The sequence below is a fragment of the Lysinibacillus sp. GW821-FHT14F06 genome, assembly GCF_058803665.1.
In genome coordinates, this window is sequence record NZ_JBXAPF010000005.1 from 19,621 (window position 1) to 45,011 (window position 25,391).

26 protein-coding genes are annotated in these 25,391 nt (G+C 37.2%); 19 read left to right on the plus strand and 7 right to left on the minus strand.

Going from position 1 to position 25,391, the window contains the following annotated elements; translation table 11 throughout:
- Positions 1 to 39 precede the first annotated feature (39 nt).
- The 3 genes from AC1RNS_RS06175 to AC1RNS_RS06185 all read right to left on the minus strand — a co-directional run bounded on the left by AC1RNS_RS06175 (position 40) and on the right by AC1RNS_RS06185 (position 3,409).
- Positions 40 to 465 (minus strand): DUF7832 domain-containing protein, encoded by a 426-nt coding sequence (locus AC1RNS_RS06175; RefSeq protein WP_492991461.1) that lies wholly within the window; start codon positions 463 to 465, stop codon positions 40 to 42.
- A gap of 16 nt (positions 466 to 481) precedes the next feature.
- Entirely contained in the window at positions 482 to 1,717 is a 1,236-nt protein-coding gene (locus AC1RNS_RS06180) for a DUF6138 family protein (RefSeq protein ID WP_492991462.1), read from the minus strand.
- A gap of 825 nt (positions 1,718 to 2,542) precedes the next feature.
- Complete coding sequence (locus tag AC1RNS_RS06185) at positions 2,543 to 3,409, minus strand: YwqG family protein (RefSeq protein WP_492991463.1); 867 nt, start codon at positions 3,407 to 3,409, stop codon at positions 2,543 to 2,545.
- 271 nt (positions 3,410 to 3,680) lie between these two features.
- Between AC1RNS_RS06185 and AC1RNS_RS06190 the strand changes: the two genes are divergently transcribed.
- Together AC1RNS_RS06190 and AC1RNS_RS06195 are read left to right on the plus strand one after the other, a co-directional pair.
- The gene (locus tag AC1RNS_RS06190; protein ID WP_492991464.1) at positions 3,681 to 4,733 is read left to right on the plus strand and encodes a tartrate dehydrogenase; all 1,053 of its coding nucleotides are present in this window, start codon (positions 3,681 to 3,683) and stop codon (positions 4,731 to 4,733) included.
- A 33-nt stretch (positions 4,734 to 4,766) separates the two neighbouring features.
- Complete coding sequence (locus AC1RNS_RS06195; RefSeq protein ID WP_492991465.1) at positions 4,767 to 5,231, plus strand: DinB family protein; 465 nt, start codon at positions 4,767 to 4,769, stop codon at positions 5,229 to 5,231.
- Between the two features lie 64 nt (positions 5,232 to 5,295).
- Here AC1RNS_RS06195 and AC1RNS_RS06200 read toward each other — a convergent pair whose 3' ends face one another.
- Entirely contained in the window at positions 5,296 to 6,201 is a 906-nt protein-coding gene (locus tag AC1RNS_RS06200; RefSeq protein WP_492991466.1) for a glycerophosphodiester phosphodiesterase family protein, read from the minus strand.
- Positions 6,202 to 6,471: 270 nt separating this feature from the next.
- Between AC1RNS_RS06200 and AC1RNS_RS06205 the strand changes: the two genes are divergently transcribed.
- Entirely contained in the window at positions 6,472 to 6,744 is a 273-nt protein-coding gene (locus tag AC1RNS_RS06205; protein ID WP_427540854.1) for a YlbG family protein, read from the plus strand.
- Between the two features lie 2 nt (positions 6,745 to 6,746).
- Here AC1RNS_RS06205 and AC1RNS_RS06210 read toward each other — a convergent pair whose 3' ends face one another.
- Positions 6,747 to 7,136 (minus strand): DUF7147 family protein, encoded by a 390-nt coding sequence (locus AC1RNS_RS06210; protein WP_492991467.1) that lies wholly within the window; start codon positions 7,134 to 7,136, stop codon positions 6,747 to 6,749.
- Positions 7,137 to 7,191: 55 nt separating this feature from the next.
- Here AC1RNS_RS06210 and AC1RNS_RS06215 point away from each other — a divergent pair, with 55 nt between their 5' ends.
- From AC1RNS_RS06215 to coaD, 3 genes are all read left to right on the plus strand, one after another.
- Positions 7,192 to 8,613 carry an RNA polymerase II gene (locus AC1RNS_RS06215; RefSeq protein ID WP_492991468.1) on the plus strand — a complete coding sequence of 474 codons (1,422 nt, stop codon included), beginning with the start codon at positions 7,192 to 7,194 and terminating at the stop codon, positions 8,611 to 8,613.
- Positions 8,614 to 8,689: 76 nt separating this feature from the next.
- Positions 8,690 to 9,256, plus strand: coding sequence for a 16S rRNA (guanine(966)-N(2))-methyltransferase RsmD (rsmD, locus tag AC1RNS_RS06220; RefSeq protein ID WP_492991469.1), 567 nt, complete (start codon positions 8,690 to 8,692; stop codon positions 9,254 to 9,256).
- 1 nt (position 9,257) lies between these two features.
- Entirely contained in the window at positions 9,258 to 9,749 is a 492-nt protein-coding gene (gene coaD / locus AC1RNS_RS06225; protein ID WP_492991470.1) for a pantetheine-phosphate adenylyltransferase, read from the plus strand.
- Positions 9,750 to 9,939: 190 nt separating this feature from the next.
- Here coaD and AC1RNS_RS06230 read toward each other — a convergent pair whose 3' ends face one another.
- Positions 9,940 to 10,839 (minus strand): hypothetical protein, encoded by a 900-nt coding sequence (locus AC1RNS_RS06230; protein ID WP_492991471.1) that lies wholly within the window; start codon positions 10,837 to 10,839, stop codon positions 9,940 to 9,942.
- 117 nt (positions 10,840 to 10,956) lie between these two features.
- Here AC1RNS_RS06230 and AC1RNS_RS06235 point away from each other — a divergent pair, with 117 nt between their 5' ends.
- Positions 10,957 to 12,003, plus strand: a complete 1,047-nt coding sequence (locus tag AC1RNS_RS06235) for a SepM family pheromone-processing serine protease (protein WP_492991472.1) — start codon at positions 10,957 to 10,959, stop codon at positions 12,001 to 12,003.
- Positions 12,004 to 12,049: 46 nt separating this feature from the next.
- On the opposite strand, the gene AC1RNS_RS06240 is transcribed toward AC1RNS_RS06235, so the two are convergent.
- Positions 12,050 to 13,261, minus strand: a complete 1,212-nt coding sequence (locus AC1RNS_RS06240) for a nucleotidyltransferase (RefSeq protein ID WP_492991473.1) — start codon at positions 13,259 to 13,261, stop codon at positions 12,050 to 12,052.
- Between the two features lie 188 nt (positions 13,262 to 13,449).
- Between AC1RNS_RS06240 and AC1RNS_RS06245 the strand changes: the two genes are divergently transcribed.
- From AC1RNS_RS06245 to AC1RNS_RS06300, 12 genes are all read left to right on the plus strand, one after another.
- On the plus strand, positions 13,450 to 13,983 hold the full coding sequence (locus AC1RNS_RS06245; RefSeq protein ID WP_492991474.1) for a YceD family protein: 534 nt from the start codon (positions 13,450 to 13,452) through the stop codon (positions 13,981 to 13,983).
- 24 nt (positions 13,984 to 14,007) lie between these two features.
- Positions 14,008 to 14,181 (plus strand): 50S ribosomal protein L32, encoded by a 174-nt coding sequence (gene rpmF, locus AC1RNS_RS06250; RefSeq protein ID WP_054770816.1) that lies wholly within the window; start codon positions 14,008 to 14,010, stop codon positions 14,179 to 14,181.
- Positions 14,182 to 14,344: 163 nt separating this feature from the next.
- The gene (locus tag AC1RNS_RS06255) at positions 14,345 to 15,112 is read left to right on the plus strand and encodes an enoyl-CoA hydratase/isomerase family protein (RefSeq protein WP_283871061.1); all 768 of its coding nucleotides are present in this window, start codon (positions 14,345 to 14,347) and stop codon (positions 15,110 to 15,112) included.
- A gap of 110 nt (positions 15,113 to 15,222) precedes the next feature.
- Positions 15,223 to 15,600, plus strand: a complete 378-nt coding sequence (locus AC1RNS_RS06260; protein WP_492991475.1) for a transcriptional regulator — start codon at positions 15,223 to 15,225, stop codon at positions 15,598 to 15,600.
- Between the two features lie 274 nt (positions 15,601 to 15,874).
- Positions 15,875 to 16,777: a ketopantoate reductase family protein gene (locus AC1RNS_RS06265; protein WP_492991476.1), complete on the plus strand. Its 903-nt coding sequence runs from the start codon at positions 15,875 to 15,877 to the stop codon at positions 16,775 to 16,777.
- Positions 16,774 to 17,169 carry a DUF3397 domain-containing protein gene (locus tag AC1RNS_RS06270; protein ID WP_492991477.1) on the plus strand — a complete coding sequence of 132 codons (396 nt, stop codon included), beginning with the start codon at positions 16,774 to 16,776 and terminating at the stop codon, positions 17,167 to 17,169. Before AC1RNS_RS06265 ends, AC1RNS_RS06270 begins: the two co-directional genes overlap by 4 nt.
- Positions 17,170 to 17,468: 299 nt before the next feature.
- Complete coding sequence (bshC, locus tag AC1RNS_RS06275) at positions 17,469 to 19,085, plus strand: bacillithiol biosynthesis cysteine-adding enzyme BshC (protein ID WP_492991478.1); 1,617 nt, start codon at positions 17,469 to 17,471, stop codon at positions 19,083 to 19,085.
- 254 nt (positions 19,086 to 19,339) lie between these two features.
- Complete coding sequence (mraZ, locus tag AC1RNS_RS06280; RefSeq protein WP_492991479.1) at positions 19,340 to 19,771, plus strand: division/cell wall cluster transcriptional repressor MraZ; 432 nt, start codon at positions 19,340 to 19,342, stop codon at positions 19,769 to 19,771.
- Positions 19,772 to 19,824: 53 nt separating this feature from the next.
- On the plus strand, positions 19,825 to 20,775 hold the full coding sequence (gene rsmH, locus AC1RNS_RS06285; protein WP_492991480.1) for a 16S rRNA (cytosine(1402)-N(4))-methyltransferase RsmH: 951 nt from the start codon (positions 19,825 to 19,827) through the stop codon (positions 20,773 to 20,775).
- Positions 20,776 to 21,144 carry a cell division protein FtsL gene (ftsL, locus tag AC1RNS_RS06290; protein WP_492991481.1) on the plus strand — a complete coding sequence of 123 codons (369 nt, stop codon included), beginning with the start codon at positions 20,776 to 20,778 and terminating at the stop codon, positions 21,142 to 21,144.
- Positions 21,141 to 23,375 carry a penicillin-binding protein gene (locus tag AC1RNS_RS06295; RefSeq protein ID WP_492991482.1) on the plus strand — a complete coding sequence of 745 codons (2,235 nt, stop codon included), beginning with the start codon at positions 21,141 to 21,143 and terminating at the stop codon, positions 23,373 to 23,375. Before ftsL ends, AC1RNS_RS06295 begins: the two co-directional genes overlap by 4 nt.
- A gap of 58 nt (positions 23,376 to 23,433) precedes the next feature.
- Complete coding sequence (locus tag AC1RNS_RS06300; protein WP_492991483.1) at positions 23,434 to 25,350, plus strand: stage V sporulation protein D; 1,917 nt, start codon at positions 23,434 to 23,436, stop codon at positions 25,348 to 25,350.
- Positions 25,351 to 25,391: the final 41 nt, after the last annotated feature.

Below are 25,391 nucleotides of genomic sequence, written 5' to 3' on the forward strand. Positions count from 1 at the left end.
TATTCGTTTATGGGCGAATCATTACTTTAGGCTTATAATCTATTTTAAAAAAGCTTTAAATTTTCCCTCCAACAACCTTGCAACAAGTGCATAATTTTCTTCATTATAAATAGCTGCATACAGTGAATCGTATCCATCGAAAAGCTGTAATGGGAGGTTTTCATAGTCAGTTAAATAGGCATCGTAATAGGTAGATGCAAACGCAGCTCCTTCTTCCGTTAAATCTTCATCTATCAAAACTCCATCGTAAAACTCAATGAAAAAATCGAGCGCTGTTATTTCACCTATCATTAGCTGTTCATAAAGCCCTGGGTCGTCTTCTTCGATGACAGTCGTATTTGCTAATTGATGCTCTAACATCCAACGGTAAAAAAACGCGATATGCACTGTACCTTGATCAGTAGATAACTCCTGTGGAAAGTCCTCTGCATCAAAATGCCATTTCGATTTGTCATAGGCTGTCATAAAATTTCTCCTGTTTTTATATAAGCTCTTTAATAATCGGCTCAAAGCGTGTGCGATATGGCTCTGGAATGCGCATAAATGCTGAACTAGTAAAGTCATTCAAATGGATGATGCCAAAGCATGTATATAAAAGCTGCGCTACAACCATATCTTTATATTCTTCAATGTGTTCACTTTGTTCTAGAGGAATAAATGGGCAAAGCTCTTCAAATGGCGTCTTCATAAATTTTTCGAACCATTGTAAATTGATATCTGTGCTCATAGCTTTTTCAAAGATATCATCGTATGGAACTTCTTGAACAGCTAGCACAGTACATACAAATACAGGCAATGTTTCAGGTGTTAGACCAAATGTTTCTACATAGGCTTTTGCAAAGTATTCAGGCATTGGCGAATGATCGCCATCGCATTCATACATATAGTCGATAACAAGCTTGCCATAGCTTTTATCGTATAAGCCAAGACCGAAAACAGCGAATGTACTTGGCATTGCTGCTTCTTCTTCATCAACATCTTGATAAAAATGGTACTGTTCCATCGCCTTATAACTATACTCAACTAGTGCAGCATGTAGGCTAGGGTAGCTGAGAGCTTTAGTAAAGAAATGATGTGATGATGTGACAGGTAAATGCTCGATTGGCAACACTAAGTCACTTTTACCTTCATAATAAATGCCATAGCTTTTAGGGAAATCCTCTTCTAATAATGTATTTAAGTATTCCAATGCTTGACGATAAGCTTCCTCGCACTCTTCTTTAATTTTAATCGTAATCGTGGCTAGTACATCATTTGCTTGGCAGAAAATTAGATTGGATGCCATTTGCTGTTTATGTGTTGGCAAAGTACCAGAGCCGACTGTGATTAATGAGTTATATGCTACTGCATCTAATTCTTTAATTGTTGCCAGCAGCTTCTTGACTGTTAAATAGGAATAGCTAGCACCATATTTACTTAAATTCACTGCATAGTAGAATAGTAATGGTAAGTAAGTTAATGATTGATGCTCTTCGATAAAGCGAGAAAGACAATAGCGCTGTGTTTCAAAGTCTAGCTCTTGACGAAATTTATCAAGCAATTCAAGCTGCTGATAATGGCAAAGCACTTCATGCAGCGTAATGGTGTCCAGTAAAAAAGACAGGGTGATGATTTTAGAAGGATAACCTTCTGTTTCAACTTTATATTGTTTAGCAAGTAGTTCTTGCTCAAGCTGTAGCCATAAAGTTTCGTTTTCGGTAAATTGTTTAGTTTTCATGGAACTCCTCCCTCTATGAACCCTTGTCTTTTTGCATACTCCGTAAGTTCTTCTGTTAGTTCATGATACAGCTCGCAAAGCAATCTGAATGTCTTACTTTTTATGAAAGAACAACCGCTCGATTAAAATTAACTTTCGTGCGAAATATCGTAAATTTCAAATTTATCATTAAACCTTACTACTAGTTATTCATCAGAAAAATCTAATGTGCAATCAATCGTATTATCTTTTTTAGGTGCAATGATAACTGTTCTAAGATCTAATGTTTGAATAAACATTTCTGATGTGATTTCTTTTTCAGAACTAACATAAAAAATTTTTGCACAACTTATCTGATAATTCATCAAGATTAAGCTCAATGAAGTATTTTACAAGGTCACTAGAATCTCTTATCTTAAGTAATTCACTTTTTCCTATCCCGTACATGGTAGGAATCTTCTCTACAAAATACTTCACAACCTCCATATTTTTTTCATCTACAAAATCCTCAAAAATATACAAAGTAACATTTATCTTTTTCTCAGAAAGAACTATATCAAAAATTTCGTACAAACCTTCGCTAGACAATATATTAAGGTTTCTAAGATATGGGAGGATTCAACGACATTATAAGCATCACTGTGATCCACTGTGCATCAATATACTGCAATTCGAACACTATTTTCCAAAATATAGTTCTACTTTAACATATAAATGCGAGGATGATAGAAGATATGAAAAATTATATAATTGATACGACTTTGATCATAAAGCAAGGCTTGGCGATGCTCCTATAGGGAAACATCACCGATTAATAAAAACCGCTGAATCATTACTTACAAATAGTCAATAGCACTGCAAAACAGTCCATACTTTATCGAAGTCTTTGTTTTTGCAGTCCTCCTCACGAATCCAAAAATATAGTTTGCCACTATCGCCCCACATATAGCCTAGATCATCTTCCGAATCAAGCTGTAATAGGAGCTGCCAATCCTTTACGTGTGGTTCAAGCTCCTTGCGTAATGGGTGATTATAGGCTGTTGAATCCCCGCAATATAAACCATTTGTGACAAGCTGACATTCTAAATACATATCCCCTTGAATCGTATCTGGATGACCATCTATACGATGTGTCGTCTGTTCCGTAGCCTCTTCATCGACCCAATCATAAAAAAAGTCATTGTAGGCATCTTGTTGTTCCTCTGTTAAGATGGTTTCTAAATTTTTGCTATAAGGTGATGCCCAAGATGGGAGTGTCCATTCATTTCTAAAGTGTAGTACCGCACTATCAATATACTCTGTTAATGCTGAGGGTTGCTGCATTCGCTGTAAACTGTCAGGTGTTTGTGTGAAATGGAAAACGTGAAAGCCATCGCCATCATTTGGATCATAGCCCCAAGGTTGTCCAATGACATCATAGAAAAAGGATAGTAGTCCATCAGCAGGCAGCAAGTTATTTGAATCAAACGACTTCACTTCTGCTAAATTAAGCTGACATAGAAAGTATAATGGCTGGTTATTATTATTTGTAAGTGGCCATACAAAATCTGTCGGTACATCAGGAGAGCCACCGATTTTGGACTGCCCGATTTGAATGGCTTCATCCGCTGTAAGTGTTGTTGAAGCACGAATTGACTTTTTAGCAAACTGCAAAATTTGCTCTGCAACCTCTCCAAGCTTAAAATCAAGCAATGCTGTGCGTAACTTTTCCATGTTTATTCCCCCTCATTTTTATCTAATTTCAATATAGTACATATGTTCTCTTATGTAAAGCTTGTATTTGGAATTATGAAAATATTGTTGAATCAACAATTTTAGAGAAGCATCTCAATATACGAGGTTTTCTTGAATTTTTACAGACTTTTGATACAGTAGAGGATGATGGTGATAGGAATAATTATGAAAGATTGTGTGAGATTTTTTATCACTTTAACAATGGATTAAACTGTTGGTATATCAACATTTATAGAGGGAGGATTACTAGATGAAAACGTATCGTATTGCTGTTATACCGGGGGATGGAATTGGAAAAGAGGTTGTCCCTGCTGCGATAGAGGTTCTCGATCAGGCTGCACGTCTAGACGGAAGCTTTCAATTTGAATGGACTACGTTTCCTTGGGGCTGCGACTATTATTTAGAGACAGGCAAAATGATGCCCGATAATGGCATTGAAATATTAAAAGGCTATGATCAAATTTTCTTAGGGGCAGTAGGGATGCCCAATTTAGTGCCTGATCACATTTCTTTATTGGGGCTACTAATCAAAATTCGCCGTGAGATGAAGCAGTCTATAAATGTGCGTCCAGCAAAGCTATTACAAGGCTTACCCTCACCGTTACGCAACCCAAATGACTTTGATTTAGTTGTTGTACGTGAAAACTCAGAGGGAGAGTACGCTGAAAGCGGTGGCAGAATACATAGTGGGCAGGATGAGGTTGCTATCCAAAATGCTATATTTACAAGGAAAGGTACAGAGCGTGCGATGCGTTATGCATTTGAAATAGCGAAAACACGACGTCAGCATGTGACAAGTGCGACAAAGTCAAATGGAATTACCTATAGCATGCCATTTTGGGACGAGGTTTTTGCACAAGTAGGAAAAGATTATGAAGAAATTGGTCAAGTTTCTACGCATATTGATGCATTAGCTGCCTTCTTCGTCATGAAACCAGAAAGTTTTGATGTCATCGTTGCCTCCAATTTATTTGGTGATATTTTAACAGATTTAGGCGGGGCAATTATGGGCAGCATCGGAATTGCTCCAGCAGCAAATGTAAATATTGAACGACAATATCCCTCTATGTTTGAACCAGTTCATGGCTCTGCTCCAGATATTGCCGGTAAAGGGATCGCCAATCCACTAGGACAAATTTGGACAGGTAAGATGATGCTGGATTTCTTAGGCTATCATGAGCTTGGCATAAGAGTGTTAAATGCCATAGAAGCAACGTTAGCACAGGGTATAAAGACAGCAGATTTAGGAGGAACTTCAACATTACGTGATGTAACAATTGCGGTACTAAATCATTTGCGATAAAGCATATGAAAGACTGATTGGAGTGATGCTTTCTTGAAAAAAATTTTTGCATATAACTGGCAAGTCAGAGATGAGTGGTTTGAGTGGTGTAATCAGCTAAGCTTGGAGGAATTATTGAAGGAAAGGCATGGAGGAGTAGGGAGTATCCTCTTGACACTTTTTCATATTATAGATGTTGAATATAGTTGGATTCGTGGTATTCAAAATAAAAAAGACAGAATATTCGATTTTAAAGATTACCAAACGTTAGAGCGGGTTAAAGAGCTTTCTGATGAATTACGAATTGATAATATAGAATTTTTAAAAATGGATGAGGAGTTTAATGATGCTATTATAAAAGTCGCTTGGGATGACAGGGAGTATAGAAAAAATGATATTATCCATCATATTGTTGCGCATGAAATTCATCATATAGGTCAGCTTTCTGTTTGGGCTAAAGAATTAGTTTTACCTTCTGTATCTGCAAATTTTATTGGCAGAGATTTAAGATCTCATTAAGTCGTATTTTTACATACAGCAAAGAAAAGGTAAGGGCATGCTAAAAATGACCCTTACCTCAAAACTATTCTTGCATTTGTAAGTATTCTACAGCAATATCTGGTCGATCTGTAATAATGCCCTTTGCACCGTTACGGATTAATTTTTTCATCGTCTCGCCGTCATTGATTGTCCAATAGTGAACAGGAATGTTTAAGTTGCTTAAAAACTGAATAAACTTCGGTGAATCTAGTGCAATAACGCCTGATTTAGGAGGTATTTGGAATACATCTACCTTTGGATGGTATAGATGTCCAAATTGGCTGGAGAATGAAGCGAATGCTTTTCGAACATCTGTCTCGCCAGCACCGAGGGCTACTTGATTTTGCGCATATAGATTAAAACGATCTATCTGTTCCCCGTAAAAGCTTGTGACAACTACACGATTTTCAGCACCAAGCTCTTCAATTAAACGCCATAGTTTTGAAGGCATTAAGCTCCCTTCATAGGTATCTGGCGCATCTTTAATATCAATATTAATCAACATATTTGGATAAGTTTCTAGTAGCTCACGTAAAGTAACAACATCTACTTTTTCATTTCGATAAGGAAATTCACCATTTAAATCTTCAAATTGATAGCCGTGGTTTAGGGCATTAATTTCTGCTAAAGTCATATCTGCAACTAGACCATAGCCATCTGTAGTACGATGAACAGTATCATCATGAAAAACGATGATTTCCTCATCTTTCGTTAAGCGAATGTCTATTTCAAAGCCATCTACGCCTAATTGTGCAGCTTTTTCAAAAGCAGGTATTGTATGCTCAGGTGCTATCTGTGCACCGCCGCGATGTGCGAGAATAATAGGGCGATCAAATTGTAATGCTTGTTTACTTTCACGCTGCTGAGGTTTAGAAATTGCTTTACTACCTGCCCAAGCAGCCGCACTTGCTGCAGCGATTGCAAGTGCAATCTTCGTTTTTTTACCCATATTCGTCCTCCTTAAAAAATTTAAATGATATAAAAGGTACTGGCGAATTCATTTTTGAATTTGAAATTTTTGAGCAAACAAAATCAGTGAAATTTTTGATTATAGACGTTTAAACTAAAGTTCTATTAACTTAAGTGAATGTAAAACTCTTAATGAATGTTGTATGCTTTACCATTATAACGGAAAAATGAGCGTTCTGTCAGCTAAACTCTGTTGCTATCATTTTCCGGTCTATGGTATTCTTTTATGTAAGAAATGAGGGAATACTATATGAACGAACGACAAGGACTAATCGTGTACGTCCATCAATTAAAACATGCGAAGTCTCTTCGAAAATATGGTCATGTTCTTTATATTTCTCGGAGGCAAAAATATGTAGTGCTCTATTGCGATCGAGAGGAAATTGAAATGATGACAACAAAACTACAACGCCTTCCTTTTGTAAAAGACGTTGTAAAGTCTTATCGTCCATTCGTTAAAACTGAGTTTGAGAATGCAAAACCTGATAAAGCGAAGGAATATGACTACAAAGCAGGTCTATAATATTACGTTAATGCAGGAATATAGTGATGAAGCCTCATTATTCCTATTAAGTATTGATAAAATAGTTTTGATTCCGAAAATATAGATGAGTGCTTTATTTCTACAACAACTGCTTTTCGACCTAGTTGCTCAATACTTTCTTCGAATATTTTTTGTCGCTTTGAAGGCTGTTCTTCTATATAAGGAATGCCTTCTCGACAAATATAAATCGGCATGAATTTACTTTCACCGACTGGTTTGAAGGCAACTGCTAAAGAAGCAACTTTTTTTTCTTCTTTTGAGGAAGTTAGTATAAAGGCTTGGTGAAAACGACTTTGATTGGTGTTCACTAGTTCAAGGAGCTCGTAGACATCACCATAGCCTTCACCTAATTCTATAAATTGTTGTGGCATAAAATTGCACATCCTTTCCAATATACATAGTATCATGCTGTGGGAGGTCAAGCATATGAAATTTGCAATGAGTTTTTTTTCAGTACTTGCTTTAATTATTACAGGCATAATTTTTTTCCAGTATCATGCATATTCGTCTGACTTAGAGACTGGTAATGGTGAATTCCTTTACTCACAAGAGATAGAGATTTTCTATCGCGAGAATAGCTTAGATATTAGGCAGCATTTTAAAAATCTACCCAATCAAAAGGTAAAAATTAAGTGGCCAGAAAATGCAATCAACCTCAGCTGCTTTATGGAAACTGAAAAAAGCTGTGATCGTTTATCGGATGAAGCTTCCTATTTTGCAAAGGGAGAAATCAAATCTCAATCTGTTTCATACATAATTCCAATTGAGGGTGGATTAAAAGACAAAATACTTATCCAAAATGTGTTAGCCACATTATTAAATGGCGAAGCTACTTATTCTATTGTCCATATTTCCACAGATAGTAAAATTGCTGGTCAATGGATTACAGGACTACCTTTAATTGGACAGCAGCAGCTAGCACTTGTTAACTATACAATGTTTAGTGGGAATGGTACAATCCGTGATATTTATTGGCAATCAGCTAATCTCAAGGTACAAGAACAAAGCTCTGTATTATCTATTTATGCACCAGGAGCTATTTCAAAGGATTTCTTGAAATCATTAGAAAATTTACAGTTTTTAAATGACCAACATATTGCGATTATTCAAGAGAAAAATCCAATGAAAGAACACGATGATCGCCTATTATTTTTACCAACTTTAACTGCACAAGCAGTAGAGCAGGAAGTGGTTCTGTCACAAATCAAATCACAATATAAGTTCGATAACTCTTCTGAATGGTTACCAGAGGTTGTGGCATCCTATTTAGTGAAGGATACGATTGGCTCTGAAAAAACGAAGAAAATCGTGGCAACATTAAAAGAATATATGACTACAGATCAGGAGTCCGCTTGGCAAGAGGCGATGAATAAACTTGGAGAGGAACCAATCTCGCCAGCATCGATGGATGATCTTTTATCAGCGGTTTTAGGTGCAAAAACTTCTTATTTCAAGTTGAATACTGAACAAAAGAACGGGACATATCCATTATATTTTGAAGATGAACGTGATATTTATGTAAATGATACCTTGAAAAAAGATGTTCAATTTATCAGTTATGAAGGGCAATCTTTATATACAGCAGATACATTGCTACCTTATCTTGGTTATAGCGCTACTGAAGGGGAAAATGGCTATTATGTAAAAAGTGATAACCGCACATTCAGATTCCCTAAAGAAACAGGATTCTATGTATTTAATCAACGTAGATACGCTACTATTTCAGAACCGATTATTAAAATAGCTGATCATTATTATGTTGAGGAAGCTTGGCTCCAACGCTTATTCTTAGTTGAATTACAAAAAAATGATGGCCGTATTCAAGTAATAACACAAGGGCAAGAATAATATTTTGCAGCGGAGGTTTGTCTTCCGCTGCAAAAATTCTTTTATATGGAAGAAGAAAGTACGGTGATTGACGTAAATGAGAGTTGTAGCAGGAGAACGAAAAGGGATGCCGTTAAAGGCGATTGCAGGAAATACAACGAGACCTACAACGGACAAAGTAAAGGAATCCATTTTTAATATTATAGGTCCTTTTTTTGATGGAGGGATTGCGCTCGATTTATTTGCGGGGAGCGGTGGTTTAGGCATCGAAGCTTTAAGCAGAGGGGCTGATCGAGCTGTATTCATTGAAAAGGATGCTAAGGCGTTTCAGGTGCTGCAGGAGAATATAAAAAAATGTCGGTATGAGGATTACTCCGAGCTCTTTCGTATAGATGCTAAACGGGCTGTGAAAGCGCTATTAAAACGAGATATTACATTTAAACTAGCTTTTTTAGATCCACCTTATCACCACGAAGAATATTATGATTTAGTACAAGTACTTGTTGACAATCATAAAATTCAGCAAGATGGCATTATTTTGTGTGAACATGCAACTGAAGTAGAACTACCACAAAGTTTTGGAGACTTTGTATTAAAGAGACAAGAAACATATGGCGGAACGATTATTTCCGTTTATCGTTGTGCAGAGGAAGAGGGAGAATAAATTGTCAGAGAAAATTGCTGTAGTTCCTGGAAGTTTCGATCCTGTAACATTTGGTCACTTAGATATAATTAAACGTGCGGCAGATGTATTTGATACTGTTTATGTAGCTGTGTTAAATAATTCATCGAAGCAGCCGCTGTTTTCTGTAGAAGAACGCATGGCCTTAATGGCTGAGGTAACGAAAACATTGCCAAACGTACGCATCGAAAGCTCATCTGGATTATTGATAGACTATGCGAAAGAAAAAAAAGCTAAGGCTATTGTTCGCGGTTTACGTGCTGTATCAGATTTTGAATATGAGATGCAAATTACTTCGATGAACCGTTTTCTTGATGAAACCATTGAAACGTTTTTCATCATGACTAAAAATCAGTATTCTTTCTTAAGTTCAAGCATTGTAAAAGAAGTGGCGAAATATGGTGGTGGGGTCAATGAGCTCGTTCCTACGTGTGTTGTAGCTGCCTTAAAAGAAAAATATGAGTTTATGAAATGATAAACAAAGGGGATGTCAGTATTTGGACGTCCTTTTTTTATTTCAGGATATCCAATAAATGTATAATTTTGATAGGAGTGAGGCTACTCGACTCTAGTGCTAAAGTGAGTAGCCTAGAAAGAGAATCACTCTCAATTCGCCACATTCATCATACATCTGGAAAATGAGCTCTAGAAATAAGCTACTTTCGTTATTTTAAGAAAAAAAGAGCATAAATAGTTGGCACAATGATTATGCTAAGTAGGCGGAATTTTATATATGGTCGAACAGAAAGCTTGGCTGATTTAGCAATAACAAAAATTTGTAAATGGATACTGATACTTTGCATCGTAAGTAATAGAACTACTAGTAATGGTAAAAATGAAAGATTGGGAAAGGCTGTGATGGTCATTTTTAGACCATTTGTAACTTCGAGAATGGCAGCAATAGAAAGCTCAGCTGTATGAGGTAATTTTGGTATAAGTTTATCCAAGCCTTGTTGTACAATCGTTTGAATTGTAGTGAAAAATATAATTGTTGTCCCAACTAAAAGAATCGTCGGTGCTGTCTCTTTAATGCTTTCAGAGAAAGGTGCTGTATATAAAGGTGTATTATGAATAGAAATGCTAGGAAGATCAGATTTGCGGAATAAAAAATAACCAGTTATTAAACAACAAATATTAAAACTATGTAGTAAACATAAAAACAGCCAGCCAAACGTATTACTGTGTAACAAATCAAGACTTACAAAACCTAGTACAAAAAGTGGGCTCGGTGCATGACAAACTGCCAGTAAAAAATTTGCTTCTTTAGGATGAAGCTGTCCACTGTTTTTCAGGTACACAATTGTTGTTGCACCAGTTGGATAACCTCCAAGTGCGCTAATAATATAGGCTTGTACGTATAATGAGGCTCTTTTGGTCTTTGTACGCATAGGAGCTGTTAAACGCAATAGCCATTGCGTTAAAATTAAATACGGTAGTAAATACGGAAAAAGCGCATCCATAAATAGAGTTAACCCTAAGTCAGTACCGTGATGAGCTGTTTGTGGGAATAACAAGAGTAATAGAATAAGAACGATGCAGAGCGCTATTTGAATTGTGGCATACATGTTATCATCTCGTTTCAACTTTTTGTCATTCACATAGGCAAATGCTAAAATCAATATATGTAAAAAAGGCAAAAACATGAACGTATGGTTTTGCGAGCGTCCTAGGAGGTGTTCCAAATGAAGAAAAAAATAAGTATTTATGCAGTGTTATTAGTCGTTATTTGTTTTTTAATGTTATACCGACTAGACGCTTATATTATGAAGCCTGGAAGTGCTTATGATGTCAGTAAATTTGTTACTGTGGAAAACAATCATACTGAAAATAAAGGGTCTATGAGTTTGATGACGGTAGCTATGCAGCAAGCGACTCCTTTTTCGTATCTTTGGGCTAAAACACAAAAATATCAAAAACTAATGGATATTAATCAGGTGCGAAATCCGTTAGAAGATGAAGAAGAATATAATGTTCGACAGCTTAAATTAATGTCTGACTCCCAGTTTAATGCAAAGTATATTGCCTTCCAGAAAGCGGGACTTCAAACAACAATACATTTCGATGGAGTCTTTGTTTTAAATGTTTTGGATGGCGGTGCTTCAGACGGTCTTTTAAAAGCAGGGGACGAAATTATTGAAGTGGATGGGCATAAAATTAGTAACCAGCAAATGCTAGTAGATCTTTTGAAGCTCAAAGAGCTTGGAGATAAAGCAACAATTAAATTTATACGTAATAAAATTGAACAAGAGGTCACGATTACGTTAAAAGAGATTCCTAGAGCTGAGGAAAAAAGAGCAGGTTTAGGTATTTCATATGCAGAAAGTAAGTCAATTGAAACAAACCCAAAAGTGACAATGAAGACAGAGGATATTGGTGGTCCATCTGCGGGGCTAATGTTTACACTTGAAATATTAGATCAACTACTTGAAGAGGATTTAACCAAAGGCTATGCTGTAGCAGGCACAGGAGAAATGTTGGTTGATGGCTCTGTTGGAAGAATTGGAGGAATAGACTATAAGGTCATCGCTGCTGATAAAGATGATATGGAAATCTTCTTTGCGCCAGATGATGAAATTTCTCCAGAACTGAAAGCGAAATACCCTGAATTGGAATCTAATTATGCGACAGCAGTAAAAACAGCTAAAGAAATTGGCACGAAAATGAAAATAGTACCTGTTAAAACAGTAGATGATGCCATAAAATATTTAAAACAGTTACAGCCCAAATAAAAAAGGATGCTAGATACTTTCTGGCATCCTTTTACAGTGTGTGGGCCTAAGAACGAATCGGTGGTGTTTGATAATCTTTAGGCAGACTTTGTTCCATATTTCCAGTTTCTATGCTTAGGTTGTAAATCTCTGCTGCATGAATATCTAAAGTAAGCATAGCATCTTTCGTAGCTGCAACACGGCTGATTAATGGTAAAGAGATGTCCTTTTTATACTTCCCTAAATAGGCCTGCCCTTTTGTACTCATACCAAGTAAGCGAATATAGGATGGAGCAACACTGTTATGTAATTGCTCCTTACTAAACCCAGTATAAATATGAGTAAGCATGCGCTGAAGTCGTGTCCATGTATAGCGTTTTGATTTGATTTTTTCCATAAAGCTGCTAAAGGAATGACTTGTTTTGGCTGCCTTGATAAGAGCATTCTCAATTCCTTCTGTTACTTCAGCATAGTGATTCAATTCGCGAGGTGTATGGCGAATAAGTGTAAACTGTAGGAATGGCCAGAAAGCTTCCCAACTAGCAAATTTACCATACTGACGATGCCAATTAGCTAAATAATCAAAAGATGCTTTTGGCAAAACATCTTGTACATGCTCGAGTTCACGAGATGTTGCTAAAGCCTGGCGTATTCCCGTAGCACTAGCGATGGATGCACCTTCCTGTAAAGCATCATGGTAACCTGCTGCAATTCGTGGGATAGTTATCGGTACAATACCACTATCTAATGTTTTTGCTGCTTCAATATAATGAAAGCCGAGTATATTATTAGGCTGTGATAAATCAATGTATGTAGCAGGGAATTTTTGAGAAAGCTGTTTATAAGCATAATGTAAGCTTTTAGGATAGCTCGCACCAGTTGTAAGGCTTTCTTTAATAAGTGCGTTGTATTCCTCTCGATGTCCATGAATAAGCTCAAACGTACTCATAAAGGGTTGTATGGAACCGTCTTCACTGCCAAATGCAAAAGATTCACAGCCTATTGCGGTTAATAATGCAATGGCTCCTTTAGCGAAATCAGTTGCAGGTGCGGTACTATAAACATAAGGCAGCTCGATGACGATATCTACACCACCGACTAGTGCCATTTTTGTGCGTGTCCATTTATCAACCATGGCTGGCTCACCACGTTGCAGGAATGTTCCGCTCATTACAGCGATGACAAGGTCTGCTTGTGCTGCTTTTTTTGCCTGTTCTAAATGATAAGCATGTCCATTGTGAAAAGGGTTGTATTCAACTACTACGCCAACTGCTTTCATGCATCAAGCCCCCATCTATTTTTTACTTCTTGTTAGTAGTAACCTATTTAGCAGGTACTAAATAAAGAAAATACGTGTATTATAGTATATAATTATAGTTGGGTTTTATAGTGGTGACAAGAAATTATCTTGACATCTATTTTTACACATTATATAATCAACAGTGTTGTCTCGAGGTGATTAAACGAATGAAATGGTCAATTCATCAATTATCTAAATACCGCCAAAACGGGATGCCGATTGACACCTATGTCCAATTGGACGAGGTGATGGAGCGAAACCAGGATATTCGAGCAATTTCGCCCGTTCATGTAAAAGGGCTATGTACTTTTGGTGCATCGCAAATGACATGTCAGCTAACTGTGACGGCGACGCTAACACTTCCATGTGCACGCACGTGGGAGGATGTTGAGTTTCCTATCGAAGTTGAGACAGTTGAGATTTTCAGCTGGATTGAGGAAGAAAAACGAGGGGAAGATGACGGAGACATTCACTATATTGATGGTGAAGTCATCGACATGAAGCCAGTTATTGAAGAACTTATTCTTCTTGAGGTACCTATGCAAGTATTCAAAGAGAATACCGAAGGACAAATGCAAGGTGGGAAAAACTGGTCTTACGCAACAGATGAAGACGTTGAGCTACACAAAAAAGCTGATGAGCAAAAAGTGGATCCAAGACTAGCTGCTTTAGCTAAGTATTTTGATCAAACAGACGAATAGACGATCTGTAAGGAGGTGCCATCAATGGCTGTACCATTTAGAAGAACTTCTAAAACTGCAAAAAGAAAGCGTCGTACGCATTTCAAACTATCTGTACCTGGTATGGTAGCTTGCCCAAACTGTGGTGAAGCAAAATTATCACACCGTGTTTGCAAAGCTTGCGGACATTACAAAGGTAAAGAAGTAGTAAGCAAATAATTCAGTGTTTGCTCACTTAAAAGGCTAGTAGAGAGACCATGGCTCTTTACTAGCCTTTTTGTATGCTCGAAGAGACGGAATATTTCGTTAATAATAAAAAGATGTATAGTGCAATAATAATTGTGTGATACAATTTATTCATTGGGACAAAGGGGGAGATAGTATGGCGTATACAATTGACAATAATGAAGGCATTATGACTTTTACCATTAATCGTGAAGAAAAGCGAAATGCGGTCAATGACGAGGTTATGGATGGCCTGCAAGAAGTAATTACATATATTCAAAACCATGATAATGTTCGTTTTTTAGTTGTAACCGGTGCGGGTGATAAATCATTTTGCTCGGGCGGGGATTTATCAGAATTCCATTCGCTTGAAACAGAGGATGAAGCGTTTGGGATGCTAAGTAAGATGGGGAAAATATTGTATGATCTTGCAACTTTACCTGTACCAACAATTGCTTTGATTAATGGAACCGCAGTTGGAGGAGGTTGCGAGATTGCAACAGCTTGCGATTTTCGTCTAGTAGCCAGTCATGCAAAATGTGGTTTTATACAAGGGACATTAGCAATTACAAGTGGCTGGGGAGGCGGTACATACTTATTTGAACGAGGCCTACGTCATGATCGTGCAATGAAGATGCTAGTAGACGCCAAGCCTTACCCAGCTGAATTACTATATGAAATTGGTTGGGCTATGCGTGTTTTTGAAGGCTCGAAAGAAGAAGCGTTAAATGATTTTATTGAACATATGCGTAAAATACATCCTTCTGTTCATAAGGCCTATAAAGAAATTGAGCTTCGTAAGTGGCGTGAACGGAATATGTATGAACGTGTAATGGAGGAAGTTCGTACCTGTGCAAAGTTGTGGGAAAGTGAAGCCCATCATGAGGCAGTTAATAATTTCCTGACTAAGAAGAACAATAATTAATGTATAACGGCAGCGATGATTGAAAAGCATAATCGCTGTCTTTTTTTATTCAATGATTCTATTTTGCTTACTCTTGCATATAGTAGTAAAAAATGCGAGGGTGATAGATTATGGAATTGAAAAAAAGAAAAGATCAATGGACAAAAGAAGACGATGAAAGATTAGCAGAAATCGTCTTGCATAATGTGCAAAATGGTAAAACGCAGTTAGAAGCATTTGAATTAGCTGCTTCTGAACTAGGTCGTACAAAACAAGCGTGTGGTTTTCGTTGGAATAAAACTTTACGTGGTCAATATAGTCAGTCACTATTAGCTGTACGAAATCAACCACAACAGTCAATGCGAAGTCATTTGAAATTGGCGTTGACAAGTTTTGATGAATTAACAGATGCTTATCAAACCCTTGAGATTAGACACCGTGAGTTGCAAAATGAGCATGACAAACTAGTGAAATGGCTGCAACAAGGATATTCTTTAATGAAAGATTAAACGATAAATATAGAGAATGATGGATATTTTTCCTTTTTGAAGTGGTATGTTAAAAACTGTTTTCTGGCTATGCTAGTAAACAATTATCCATATTTTATCGTAAACAATCAGTCATTCCTGTATAATAGAAGAACCTGTATAGGAGGTGCCTTAGATATTTTCTAAGGCACCTCCTTCTGTAAAGCGGGAAAAATGAATCATACAGCTTTTTGTGGTAAAACTGTTTAAAAGGAATTTCACATTATAAGAGTGATGCGGGAGGTGACGAAGTGTTGTGAAGATAGCGATTATTGGTGCAGGTGCAGTCGGTCAGCTAATGGCAAGCTTTTTTGCTGAGTCAGGTAGTACTGTAACATTGGTCTCTAGAAGGCAAGAACAGGTAGATGAGCTACGTGCAAATGATCTAACACGAATCAATGTTGATGGAACGAAAACTGTTCAAAAAATAGCTTCAACAACTGATTTAAAGGAGCTTCCGCAGCAAGATTTAATTGTAATTGCAGTTAAATATGGTCAATTACATGAGCTGTACGAACAATTGTCATTATTATCGAAAGAAGTTCCCTTACTATTTATGCAAAATGGCTTAGCGCATTTTGAGGAAGCACTACAATTAGCGCAAAAGAATATAGCTTTTTGCACGGTGTCATTCGGCGCCCAACTGATAGATTCATCAACTGTACAACATAGAGGTGTTGGTGTTTGTAAGATTGCATTAGAAAGAGGAGCAAGTGCTATATTCAATAGGCTATTATTACTCGAGAATGCTTTGTTTCCAGTTCAATTGGTGGATAATGCACAACAAATATTATTTGAGAAAGCTGTACTGAATAGCTTGATTAATCCATTGACAGCTGTTTTGCAAGTGAAAAACGGGGAGTTAGTCACAAATAAACAAGCGTTTTTAATTATGCAAACTATCTATAAAGAGCTAATGGTGGCTTTTAAAGGAATTGAAGAAACGATACCCTTTTCTAAAGTTGTTGATTTATGTGAACAAACAGCGAATAACACTTCTTCCATGCTAACAGACCGTGTACAAGGAAGAAAAAGCGAAATTGATACGATTGTTGGGGTGCTGCTCAATAAGGCTTTAAAAAATGGTCATGATTTGCCAACCTTGCGTACTTTATATCACCAAGTACTTGCAATTGAAGAGTGTGGTGAAAGACGTTGAAAGATTTTTTACATATTGTGATTAGTGTCATTATTTTTTGCCCAATTCTTCTTTTTGTAATTGTCTATTTAATTGGTCGAAAGGTAAAAATCCGAGGCACACATGCTTTTGGGGCTGCTTCAGATGTAACGACATTTTGTTTGTTTTTTTCAGTGCCGTTAGCAATTGGTGTTTTGTGGAGTGTCAATGTTGGTGTGCTTTTAGTAATGCTAGCACTGACGATGGCTATGATTTTTACATATATTGATTGGCGAACGAAAAAAGAAATTGAAGTGAAGCCGCTGCTGAAAAAAATTTGGCGCTTTCAATTTTTAGTGCTAAGTACGGCCTATGTGGTTATTTGTGTTGTTGGAATTATTCAATCCGTTATAGAATATTTACAGACTGTCTAAGCATTTTCTTTTCAAGTTGAAGCCATAAGCGTTAAAATAATAACATTAAAAATGTTTCTATAAAATTAACTCTTTATAAGTAATAAGTTGGGAAAATACCAAATATTTGATGTGTAAAATGTAAGTGCATGTTATTCGCTTAGAAGAGCAGGTTGAATTGAGTATTTTCTTAATATTTGTTGAGAATTGTCATTTTAAATAATCGTTCTAGGATAAATCGCATAGTATTAATGGAACTTATTTTTTCAATTTTGCTTATTAAGGGTAAGATGATTTAGTGAGTAGAGGAGTTTATGTTAATGAAACTGGAGTCTATCCAAGTACCCATAGAAAATCGTGTGCTAGCAGATTATTGGTCACCAGAAACTGCCATTCATGAGTTTTTTGAATATGAATATAACGATCAATCTTTTGAAAAACGTGTGCGATATTTAGAACAGCATGCAAAAGACCAAAAAGAAATAGCAGCAATCATTCGCCAATTTATGGAGCCTCTTGGAATATCAAAGCAATCAAATGAGCATTTACAGCAACTTGAGCAAGGAGCTGTTGCAGTTGTTGGTGGGCAACAAGCTGGTATTTTAACAGGTCCTCTTTACTCAGTGCATAAGGCAATATCTGTCATAACATTAGCGAAAGAACAAAGTCTGAAGCTACAGCGACCAGTTGTTCCTGTGTTTTGGATTGCTGGTGAAGATCATGACTTAGAAGAGATAAACCATACGTATACAGTGCAGGGGGTAGAGGTAAAAAAACGTGCCTACGGCGAACGCTCTAGACGTAAAACAATGGCTTCAGCAACAACTATTAATAAAGAAACCATGACACAATTAATGAATACAATAGCGAAAGATTTTGGTGAAACTGAATTCACTGAAGCACTTATGAAACAATTAATAGATACTCTAAATAAGAGTGAAACATTTACGGATTTCTTTGCGCAGCTTATGAATCAGCTATTCAAGGATGAGGGCTTGTTGCTTATTGATGCAACAAATTATAGACTCCGTCAGTATGAGAGCGAAAACTTCACTCATATTATTCAACATAACGAAGAAATTGCTAGAGTAGTAACAGAGAAAGAAGAGCTCCTTGAACGCGCTGGTTATGGGAAGCCTATTTTAGCGACAAATGAAGCGGCAAATCTATTTTTTGTTGAAGATGGAGAACGTCATCTTTTAGAAAGAAAGAATCAATCATTTGTTAATCTAGCAGCAAATATTAAATTGTCGAGAGAAGAGATATTGGATATTGCTGCGAATCATTCTGAGAGGTTAAGTAATAATGTTGTTACGCGTCCTCTTATGCAGGAAATGGCATTACCAGTTCTTGCGTTTGTTGGTGGTCCTGGGGAGCTTGCTTATTGGGCAACGTTGAAGGATGCATTTTCGGTACTAGGACTACAAATGCCTATTTTTGCTCCACGTCTGCATATTACAATTATTACACGCCATGTGGAACAATTACTACGTGAACAACAATTAACCGTTGCTGATGTATGGGCTGGCAAGGCATTACAGCTTAAAGAGCAGTTTATTGCTGAAGTGCAGGATCAAGAGGCGAAGTCTCAAATTCAAACAATGCAGCAGGAACTTTTTGATAAATATAATCAGCTTGTATTTTATTTAAAAGAACAGCATGTACCGTTAGGTAAAATATTTGAAAAAAATAAAGAGAATCATCAAAAACAATTTGACTATTTACTGCAAAAGATTGAACAATCTGTACTTAATAAGCATGAAACTACCATTCGTAAGTTTAAAACACTGCAAAATGAGCTATATCCAAATGAGGGGTTTCAGGAAAGAACTTATAATCCGTACCAATATATCAATGAGTTTGGACCTATGTTAGTGACAGAAATGCTTAAGCAAAATTATAGTATTGGAAATCACCACTATTTACTGTATTTATAAAATGCAACGAATATATCTTTATACCTAAGTAATAATTTGATACAATGCAGATTTGATGAACATTGTCGATATTAATAATAAATAAAGAGCTATCCTACTAAGGGTAGCTCTTTATTTATGTCATTTAGCATAGATCAAAAAATTTGCTAAAGGTCTATTTGCACATTACGTGGCGAAATGTCAAGTTTTTTTTAAAAAAAGTGGAGGAAAGTGGGGGGATGTGGTACATTATTTAATAAAGTGGGGTGAATAGCATGTTCATGGGAGAATATCAACACTCTGTTGATGCGAAAGGACGATTAATCGTACCCGCAAAATTTCGTGAAGCCCTAGGCGAAATGTTTGTTGTAACACGCGGACTTGATAATTGTTTATTTGGCTATCCTATGGATGAATGGCGAAAACTCGAAGAAAAATTAAAGGGCTTACCGATGACCAAAAAAGATACTCGTGCATTTGCAAGGTTCTTCTTTTCAGGGGCAACTGAAGTAGAAATAGACAAGCAGGGTCGGATTAATATTCCTTCAACACTTATGCAACATGCCCATCTTTTAAAAGAATGTGTTGTACTAGGTGTTTCGAATCGAATAGAAATATGGGCAAAAGATGCTTGGGAGACTTACTTTAGTGAGTCCGAGCAATCCTTTAATGAAATTGCAGAAAATATGATTGGCTTTGATTTTTAACTTTTGTAAAGACGTCAGTTGAATGAAGTTAAGGCCTGAAGGGAGCGAGTGGTATGTTCGATCATACAACCGTGCTATTAAAAGAAACTGTTGACGGGTTGAACATCGATCCTGATGGAATCTATGTGGACTGTACGCTAGGTGGCGCAGGACATAGTGAATATTTAGTACAACAACTATCTGATAAGGGCCGTTTAATTTGCTTTGATCAAGATATGACAGCTATTAACAATGCGAAATTACGATTAGCACCCTATATAAAACGTGTGACATTTATCCATTCTAATTTTCGGAATTTGAAAGAAGAGTTATTAGCACTTGGTATTGAGCAAGTAGATGGTATTTTATATGATTTAGGTGTTTCTTCTCCACAGTTAGATACACCAGAACGAGGCTTTAGTTATCATCACGATGCACCATTAGATATGCGCATGGATCAAACGGCATCGCTTACAGCATTTCATGTTGTAAATGAATGGGCATATGAAGACCTAGTACGTATCTTTTTCCGGTATGGAGAAGAGAAGTTTTCAAAGCAAGTTGCTCGTAAAATCGAAGAGGCACGTAAGGTGGCACCGATTGAAACTACTGGCCAACTTGTAGAACTTATAAAAGAGGGTATTCCAGCAGCGGCACGCCGTAAAGGTGGACATCCAGCGAAGCGCATTTTTCAAGCAATACGAATTGCTGTTAATGATGAGCTAGGCGCGGCAGAGGATTCATTAGTCGATGCGATTGATATGATAAACGTAGGTGGGCGCATTAGTGTCATTACGTTCCATTCATTGGAGGACCGCCTGTGTAAGACTATTTTTAAGGAAGCGTCATCATTACCAGAATTACCACCAAATTTACCTGTAATTCCTGATGACATGAAGCCAACTTTAAAGCTTATTACGAGAAAGCCGATTGTTCCATCTGATGAGGAACTTGAGATTAACAATCGCGCACGTTCAGCGAAGCTTAGAGTGGTGGAGAAAATTAACGACAAAGGGCGTGAGTAAATGGCAGCAGTACGTGTAAGGCAGCACCAACATCAACAAGTGCAACAACCGATAACACCACCTAGTCCACAACCCACTATCAAACGTCGTAAAAAAACGAACCAGAAGTTTGAAAAAACAATGCTTATTACATTAATTGGTATTATTGTTGTATTAGCGGTAGTCGCTTTAAATAAGCAAGCGGCTATTCAAACAACAAGTATGGACATTCAAAAAATCGAAGCAGAAGCAGGAGAGATTGCTAAAGAGAATGTTGACTTGACGGTTCGTGTAAGTGAACTTTCTACATACGAAAATATATGGAAAAAAGCGAAAGAACTCGGTTTAACTCAAAATGAGAAAAATGTAAAGGTAGTGCCGGGAGAATGAAAAAAAAGAGATTTCGATTCCAATGGGGAGCCTTTCTATTATTGATTTTTTATGGAGGGCTCTTTTTTCTATTATTCACAAGAATGGTGACATTACAGGCGACAGGTGAGGCAGAAGGACAGGAGCTAGCGGCTAGAGCAGCTGCAAAGTATAGCAAGGAAAGTGCGATAACAGCCAGTCGTGGTAAGATTTACGATCAAACTGGACAAGTTATAGCGGAAGATACCCTTAGTTATCGATTAATCGCAGTCGTCAATGAAAAAGCTACGACAGATAAAAAAGATCCGCGACATGTTGTAGATCCAGAAAAAACAGCTGAAATTTTATCGCAGTATATTCAAATGGATAAAGAAGCTGAAAAGAATAAGGAAGCGATTTATAAACAGCTAACAAGGTTAAAGGCTAATGGAGAAAAACCTTATCAAGTTGAATTTGGTAGTGCAGGACGAGGAATTAGCCATAAGGTTATGAGTGAAATCAAAGATAAGAAATTGCCTGGGATTCTATTTGTAAATGATTTGAAACGCTATTATCCAAATGGTATTTTTGCCTCACATTTAATTGGCTTCGCAGTGAAAGAGGAAAATAAGGATCATACGTTCACGACAAAAGGTAAAATGGGGCTTGAATTAACCTATAACAAGGAGCTATCTGGAAAAGACGGTAAAATTGAGTACGAGACAGATGCTTTTAGTTATCTATTGCCAAATAGCGAAAAAATGGTGACACCTGCAAAAAATGGTGATGACATTTATTTAACGATTGATAAAACAATTCAAAGCTTTTTAGAGGAAGCAATGTCACTGGTTGAAAAGGAGTATAATCCTGAATCTATGACAGCCGTTGTGGCAGAACCGAAAACAGGAAAAATACTAGCGATGACCCAGCGTCCAACATTTAATCCTGATACACGTGAAGGTACAAATATGAAATGGCTAAACGATGTAATTGAGGAAACCATTGAACCAGGCTCAACAATGAAAACATTCACGCTTGCCTCAGCTATTGATACAGATACATGGCCTCCAAATGCTTGGTATAAGTCAGGGAGATATAGAGTTCTTGATCGTGAAGTTAGAGACCATAATAATGGGAACGGTTGGGGTACGATTACGTATTTAGAAGGATTCCAACGTTCTTCCAATACGGCAATGGCATATTTATTAAAGCTTATCGGTGAGGATGTCTTTTATGATTATTTAGATAAATTTGGTTTTGGTAATAAGACAGGCATTGATTTACCGAATGAGGCAGCAGGTACACTTTTATCAAAATATCCTATTCAACGTGTTACAACAACATTTGGCCAAGGCTCAACGGTTACGCCAATTCAGCTTATTCAAGCTATGACAGCAATAGCAAATGAAGGCAAAATGATGCAGCCCTATGTTATTGATCAAATTGTTGATCCGTCTACAGAGAAAATCATCCAAAACCATAAACCAATTGAAAAAGGACAGCCAGTTTCTGCTGACACAGCGAAGCAAGTAAGGGAAATCCTTGCATCTACATTAACAGCTGATCATGGGACAGCGAAGGACTTTATTCTTGATGAATATGAGGTTGCAGGTAAAACAGGAACTGCCCAAATACCAAAAGCAAGTGGTGGTTATCTTGCAAATGAGTATCTGTATTCATTCTTAGGGATGGCTCCAGTTGATAATCCACAGCTCATTATGTACGTCTCAGTAACAAAACCGAAGCTCAAAAAAGGAGAAAATGGTTCAGTTCCAGTGTCAAAAGTATTTAAGCCAGTAATGCTAAATAGTTTAAAGTATTTAAATGTTAATACAGAAGATGTCAAGCAGGTGGATAATGCAGCAATCCAGGATTACACAGGTCAAAGTGCTGAGACTGTACAGGTAGAGCTTGCAAATAATGGTCTGCAGCCAGTTGTTGTTGGAAGCGGCGGGAAAATCATTGACCAATATCCAAAAGGTCCTCAAAAACTTATAAAAGGTAATTTTGTGTTTTTAAAAACAGAGGGCGATATTTCACTGCCAAACTTTACTGATTGGTCGTTGCGCAATGTACTTGTTTTCAAATCAATGGCTAATCTTGAGATAGAGGTTGTTGGTGAGGGCTTTGTAGCCAGTCAGAGTGTATCAGCAGGTACTGTAATTTCAGATAGTTCACCGATAGTTGTGAAGCTGAAAACACCTGCAGAAAGCTTTTTAAAAGATGTTGAAGCTACATCTGATGGTGAAGTTGAACAAATAGTTGATCAATAGATACTGAATAGAAGTCCACTTTATTTCATACGTTGTAAAAAACAAGGTGTGATGTCGAATGAAGTGGATTTCTATCCATTCTAAAAAACGTTTACGTATTTTATATGTGTTATTTATGTGTGTTGCAGTAGCCATTGTTATTAGATTGTTCTTCTTACAGGTACTAGATCAAAAGGAGCTAACAAAGAAGGCAGAAGAGAATTGGGACCGAGAAATTCCTTTTGCAAATGAACGTGGTCATATAACAGATCGTGATGGGCAAAGTATTGTCACAAATAAGCTTGCACCCACTCTTTATTTCATGCCTTCTCAAAGCAAAGATATCGAAGGGGCTGCTGCAAAGATAGCACAGGTACTGGAAGTTGATGAACAAAGGCTGTTGGAGAAAATGAAGAAAAGAGAATATTTAGTGAAATTAGCACCGGAAGGAAAAAATATTTCTTATGAAAAAGCGGTGCAATTACAAGGAATGCAAATCGAGGGCTTATATAGCGGGGTAGATTATGCAAGGGATTACCCATATGGCACAATGCTCTCACGATTTTTAGGGTTTACAGGCTATGATGCCCAAGGGTTAGCTGGCATTGAATATGAATATAATAAACTACTTCAGGCTAACTCCTCAGCCATTCGCCTTTTTACAGACGCGAAGGGAAATAATTTACCGAATGTTGCAAGTGCTTGGAAGGCTGGAGAAGATGGTGCAACGGTAGAGCTTACAATTGATGTAGATGTGCAGCAAATAGTGGAGCGTGAACTGTCTCAGGCTATGGAGCGTTATGAGGCTGACCAAGCATTAGCTATTGCAATGAATCCAAATAATGGCGAGATTTTAGCATTAGCATCCTACCCTACCTTTCATCCAGCAGAATATCAAATTGTTGAGCCTGCTATCTATAATCGGAATTTACCTGTATGGATGACCTACGAGCCTGGCTCAACGTTCAAAATTATTACCTTGAGTGCAGCTCTAGAAGAGAATTTAGTTGATTTAGAACATGATACGTTTTATGACCCAGGCTATACGATGGTTGCAGGTGCTAGATTACGTTGCTGGAATCGTGGTGGGCATGGTCATGAAACATTCCTTGAAGTTGTAGAGAATTCATGTAACCCGGGATTTATTGAATTAGGACAACGACTTGGCAATGAAAGATTACTACAATATATTAAAGATTTTGGCTTTGGTCAAAAGACAGGGTCTAACATAGCAGGTGAAGCTTCAGGAATATTATTTTCTAAAGAAGCCTTTGGGCCTGTGGAGCAGGCAACAACTTCTTTCGGCCAAGGCGTGGCTGTTACTCCTATTCAACAAGTGCAGGCAGTCGCTGCAGCTATAAATGGGGGTAAGCTTTATACGCCATATGTTGTGAATAAAATTTTCAATCCGAATACTGGGGAAGTCATAAAAGAGACTGAACCAGAAGTTAAAAAACAGGTTATTCGTGAGGAGACATCTGCAAAGGTTCGAGGTGCATTAGAATCAGTTGTAGCAAAGGGGTCTGGACGACAGGCTTATCGAGATGGCTTACGTATTGGAGGAAAAACAGGAACAGCACAGAAAGTAGAGAATGGTCGTTATAAAAGCGGAGAATATATCGTATCTTTTATTGGCTTTGCACCAGCGGATAATCCACAGATTGTCGTTTATGTAGCGGTGGATAACCCGAAGAAAACAACTCAATTTGGTGGTGTTGTAGCAGCTCCAATTGTTGGTCAAATTATTGAAGACGCTGCACCTTTTGTTGGCATTGAAAAATCGAAGGAACAACTTGAAAAAGATTATCGTTGGGGTGATCCAATCACTGTGAAAGTACCAAGCTTTATTGGTCAAACGAAGGATGATATTGCGAAGCAACATTATCCATTCCGCATTGAATGGCATGGTGAAGGAACTAAAATTGGTAATCAACTGCCTGAAGTGGATAGTGTTATCAAACAAGATGGCACAATTCATTTATATTTGGAGAACTAATATAACTTTACCTTTAAAAAATGGGAAAGAACCACTATTAT

Excerpts from the sequence above, each read along its gene's own strand:
- AC1RNS_RS06175 (WP_492991461.1), bottom strand. The coding sequence starts at position 465 with ATGACAGCCTATGACAAATCGAAATGGCATTTTGATGCAGAGGACTTT.
- AC1RNS_RS06180 (WP_492991462.1), bottom strand. The coding sequence starts at position 1,717 with ATGAAAACTAAACAATTTACCGAAAACGAAACTTTATGGCTACAGCTT.
- AC1RNS_RS06185 (WP_492991463.1), bottom strand. The coding sequence starts at position 3,409 with ATGGAAAAGTTACGCACAGCATTGCTTGATTTTAAGCTTGGAGAGGTT.
- AC1RNS_RS06190 (WP_492991464.1), top strand. The coding sequence starts at position 3,681 with ATGAAAACGTATCGTATTGCTGTTATACCGGGGGATGGAATTGGAAAA.
- AC1RNS_RS06200 (WP_492991466.1), bottom strand. The coding sequence starts at position 6,201 with ATGGGTAAAAAAACGAAGATTGCACTTGCAATCGCTGCAGCAAGTGCG.
- AC1RNS_RS06205 (WP_427540854.1), top strand. The coding sequence starts at position 6,472 with ATGAACGAACGACAAGGACTAATCGTGTACGTCCATCAATTAAAACAT.
- AC1RNS_RS06210 (WP_492991467.1), bottom strand. The coding sequence starts at position 7,136 with ATGCCACAACAATTTATAGAATTAGGTGAAGGCTATGGTGATGTCTAC.
- AC1RNS_RS06215 (WP_492991468.1), top strand. The coding sequence starts at position 7,192 with ATGAAATTTGCAATGAGTTTTTTTTCAGTACTTGCTTTAATTATTACA.
- rsmD (WP_492991469.1), top strand. The coding sequence starts at position 8,690 with ATGAGAGTTGTAGCAGGAGAACGAAAAGGGATGCCGTTAAAGGCGATT.
- AC1RNS_RS06230 (WP_492991471.1), bottom strand. The coding sequence starts at position 10,839 with ATGTATGCCACAATTCAAATAGCGCTCTGCATCGTTCTTATTCTATTA.
- AC1RNS_RS06235 (WP_492991472.1), top strand. The coding sequence starts at position 10,957 with ATGAAGAAAAAAATAAGTATTTATGCAGTGTTATTAGTCGTTATTTGT.
- AC1RNS_RS06240 (WP_492991473.1), bottom strand. The coding sequence starts at position 13,261 with ATGAAAGCAGTTGGCGTAGTAGTTGAATACAACCCTTTTCACAATGGA.
- AC1RNS_RS06245 (WP_492991474.1), top strand. The coding sequence starts at position 13,450 with ATGAAATGGTCAATTCATCAATTATCTAAATACCGCCAAAACGGGATG.
- rpmF (WP_054770816.1), top strand. The coding sequence starts at position 14,008 with ATGGCTGTACCATTTAGAAGAACTTCTAAAACTGCAAAAAGAAAGCGT.
- AC1RNS_RS06255 (WP_283871061.1), top strand. The coding sequence starts at position 14,345 with ATGGCGTATACAATTGACAATAATGAAGGCATTATGACTTTTACCATT.
- AC1RNS_RS06260 (WP_492991475.1), top strand. The coding sequence starts at position 15,223 with ATGGAATTGAAAAAAAGAAAAGATCAATGGACAAAAGAAGACGATGAA.
- bshC (WP_492991478.1), top strand. The coding sequence starts at position 17,469 with ATGAAACTGGAGTCTATCCAAGTACCCATAGAAAATCGTGTGCTAGCA.
- mraZ (WP_492991479.1), top strand. The coding sequence starts at position 19,340 with ATGTTCATGGGAGAATATCAACACTCTGTTGATGCGAAAGGACGATTA.
- rsmH (WP_492991480.1), top strand. The coding sequence starts at position 19,825 with ATGTTCGATCATACAACCGTGCTATTAAAAGAAACTGTTGACGGGTTG.
- ftsL (WP_492991481.1), top strand. The coding sequence starts at position 20,776 with ATGGCAGCAGTACGTGTAAGGCAGCACCAACATCAACAAGTGCAACAA.
- AC1RNS_RS06295 (WP_492991482.1), top strand. The coding sequence starts at position 21,141 with ATGAAAAAAAAGAGATTTCGATTCCAATGGGGAGCCTTTCTATTATTG.
- AC1RNS_RS06300 (WP_492991483.1), top strand. The coding sequence starts at position 23,434 with ATGAAGTGGATTTCTATCCATTCTAAAAAACGTTTACGTATTTTATAT.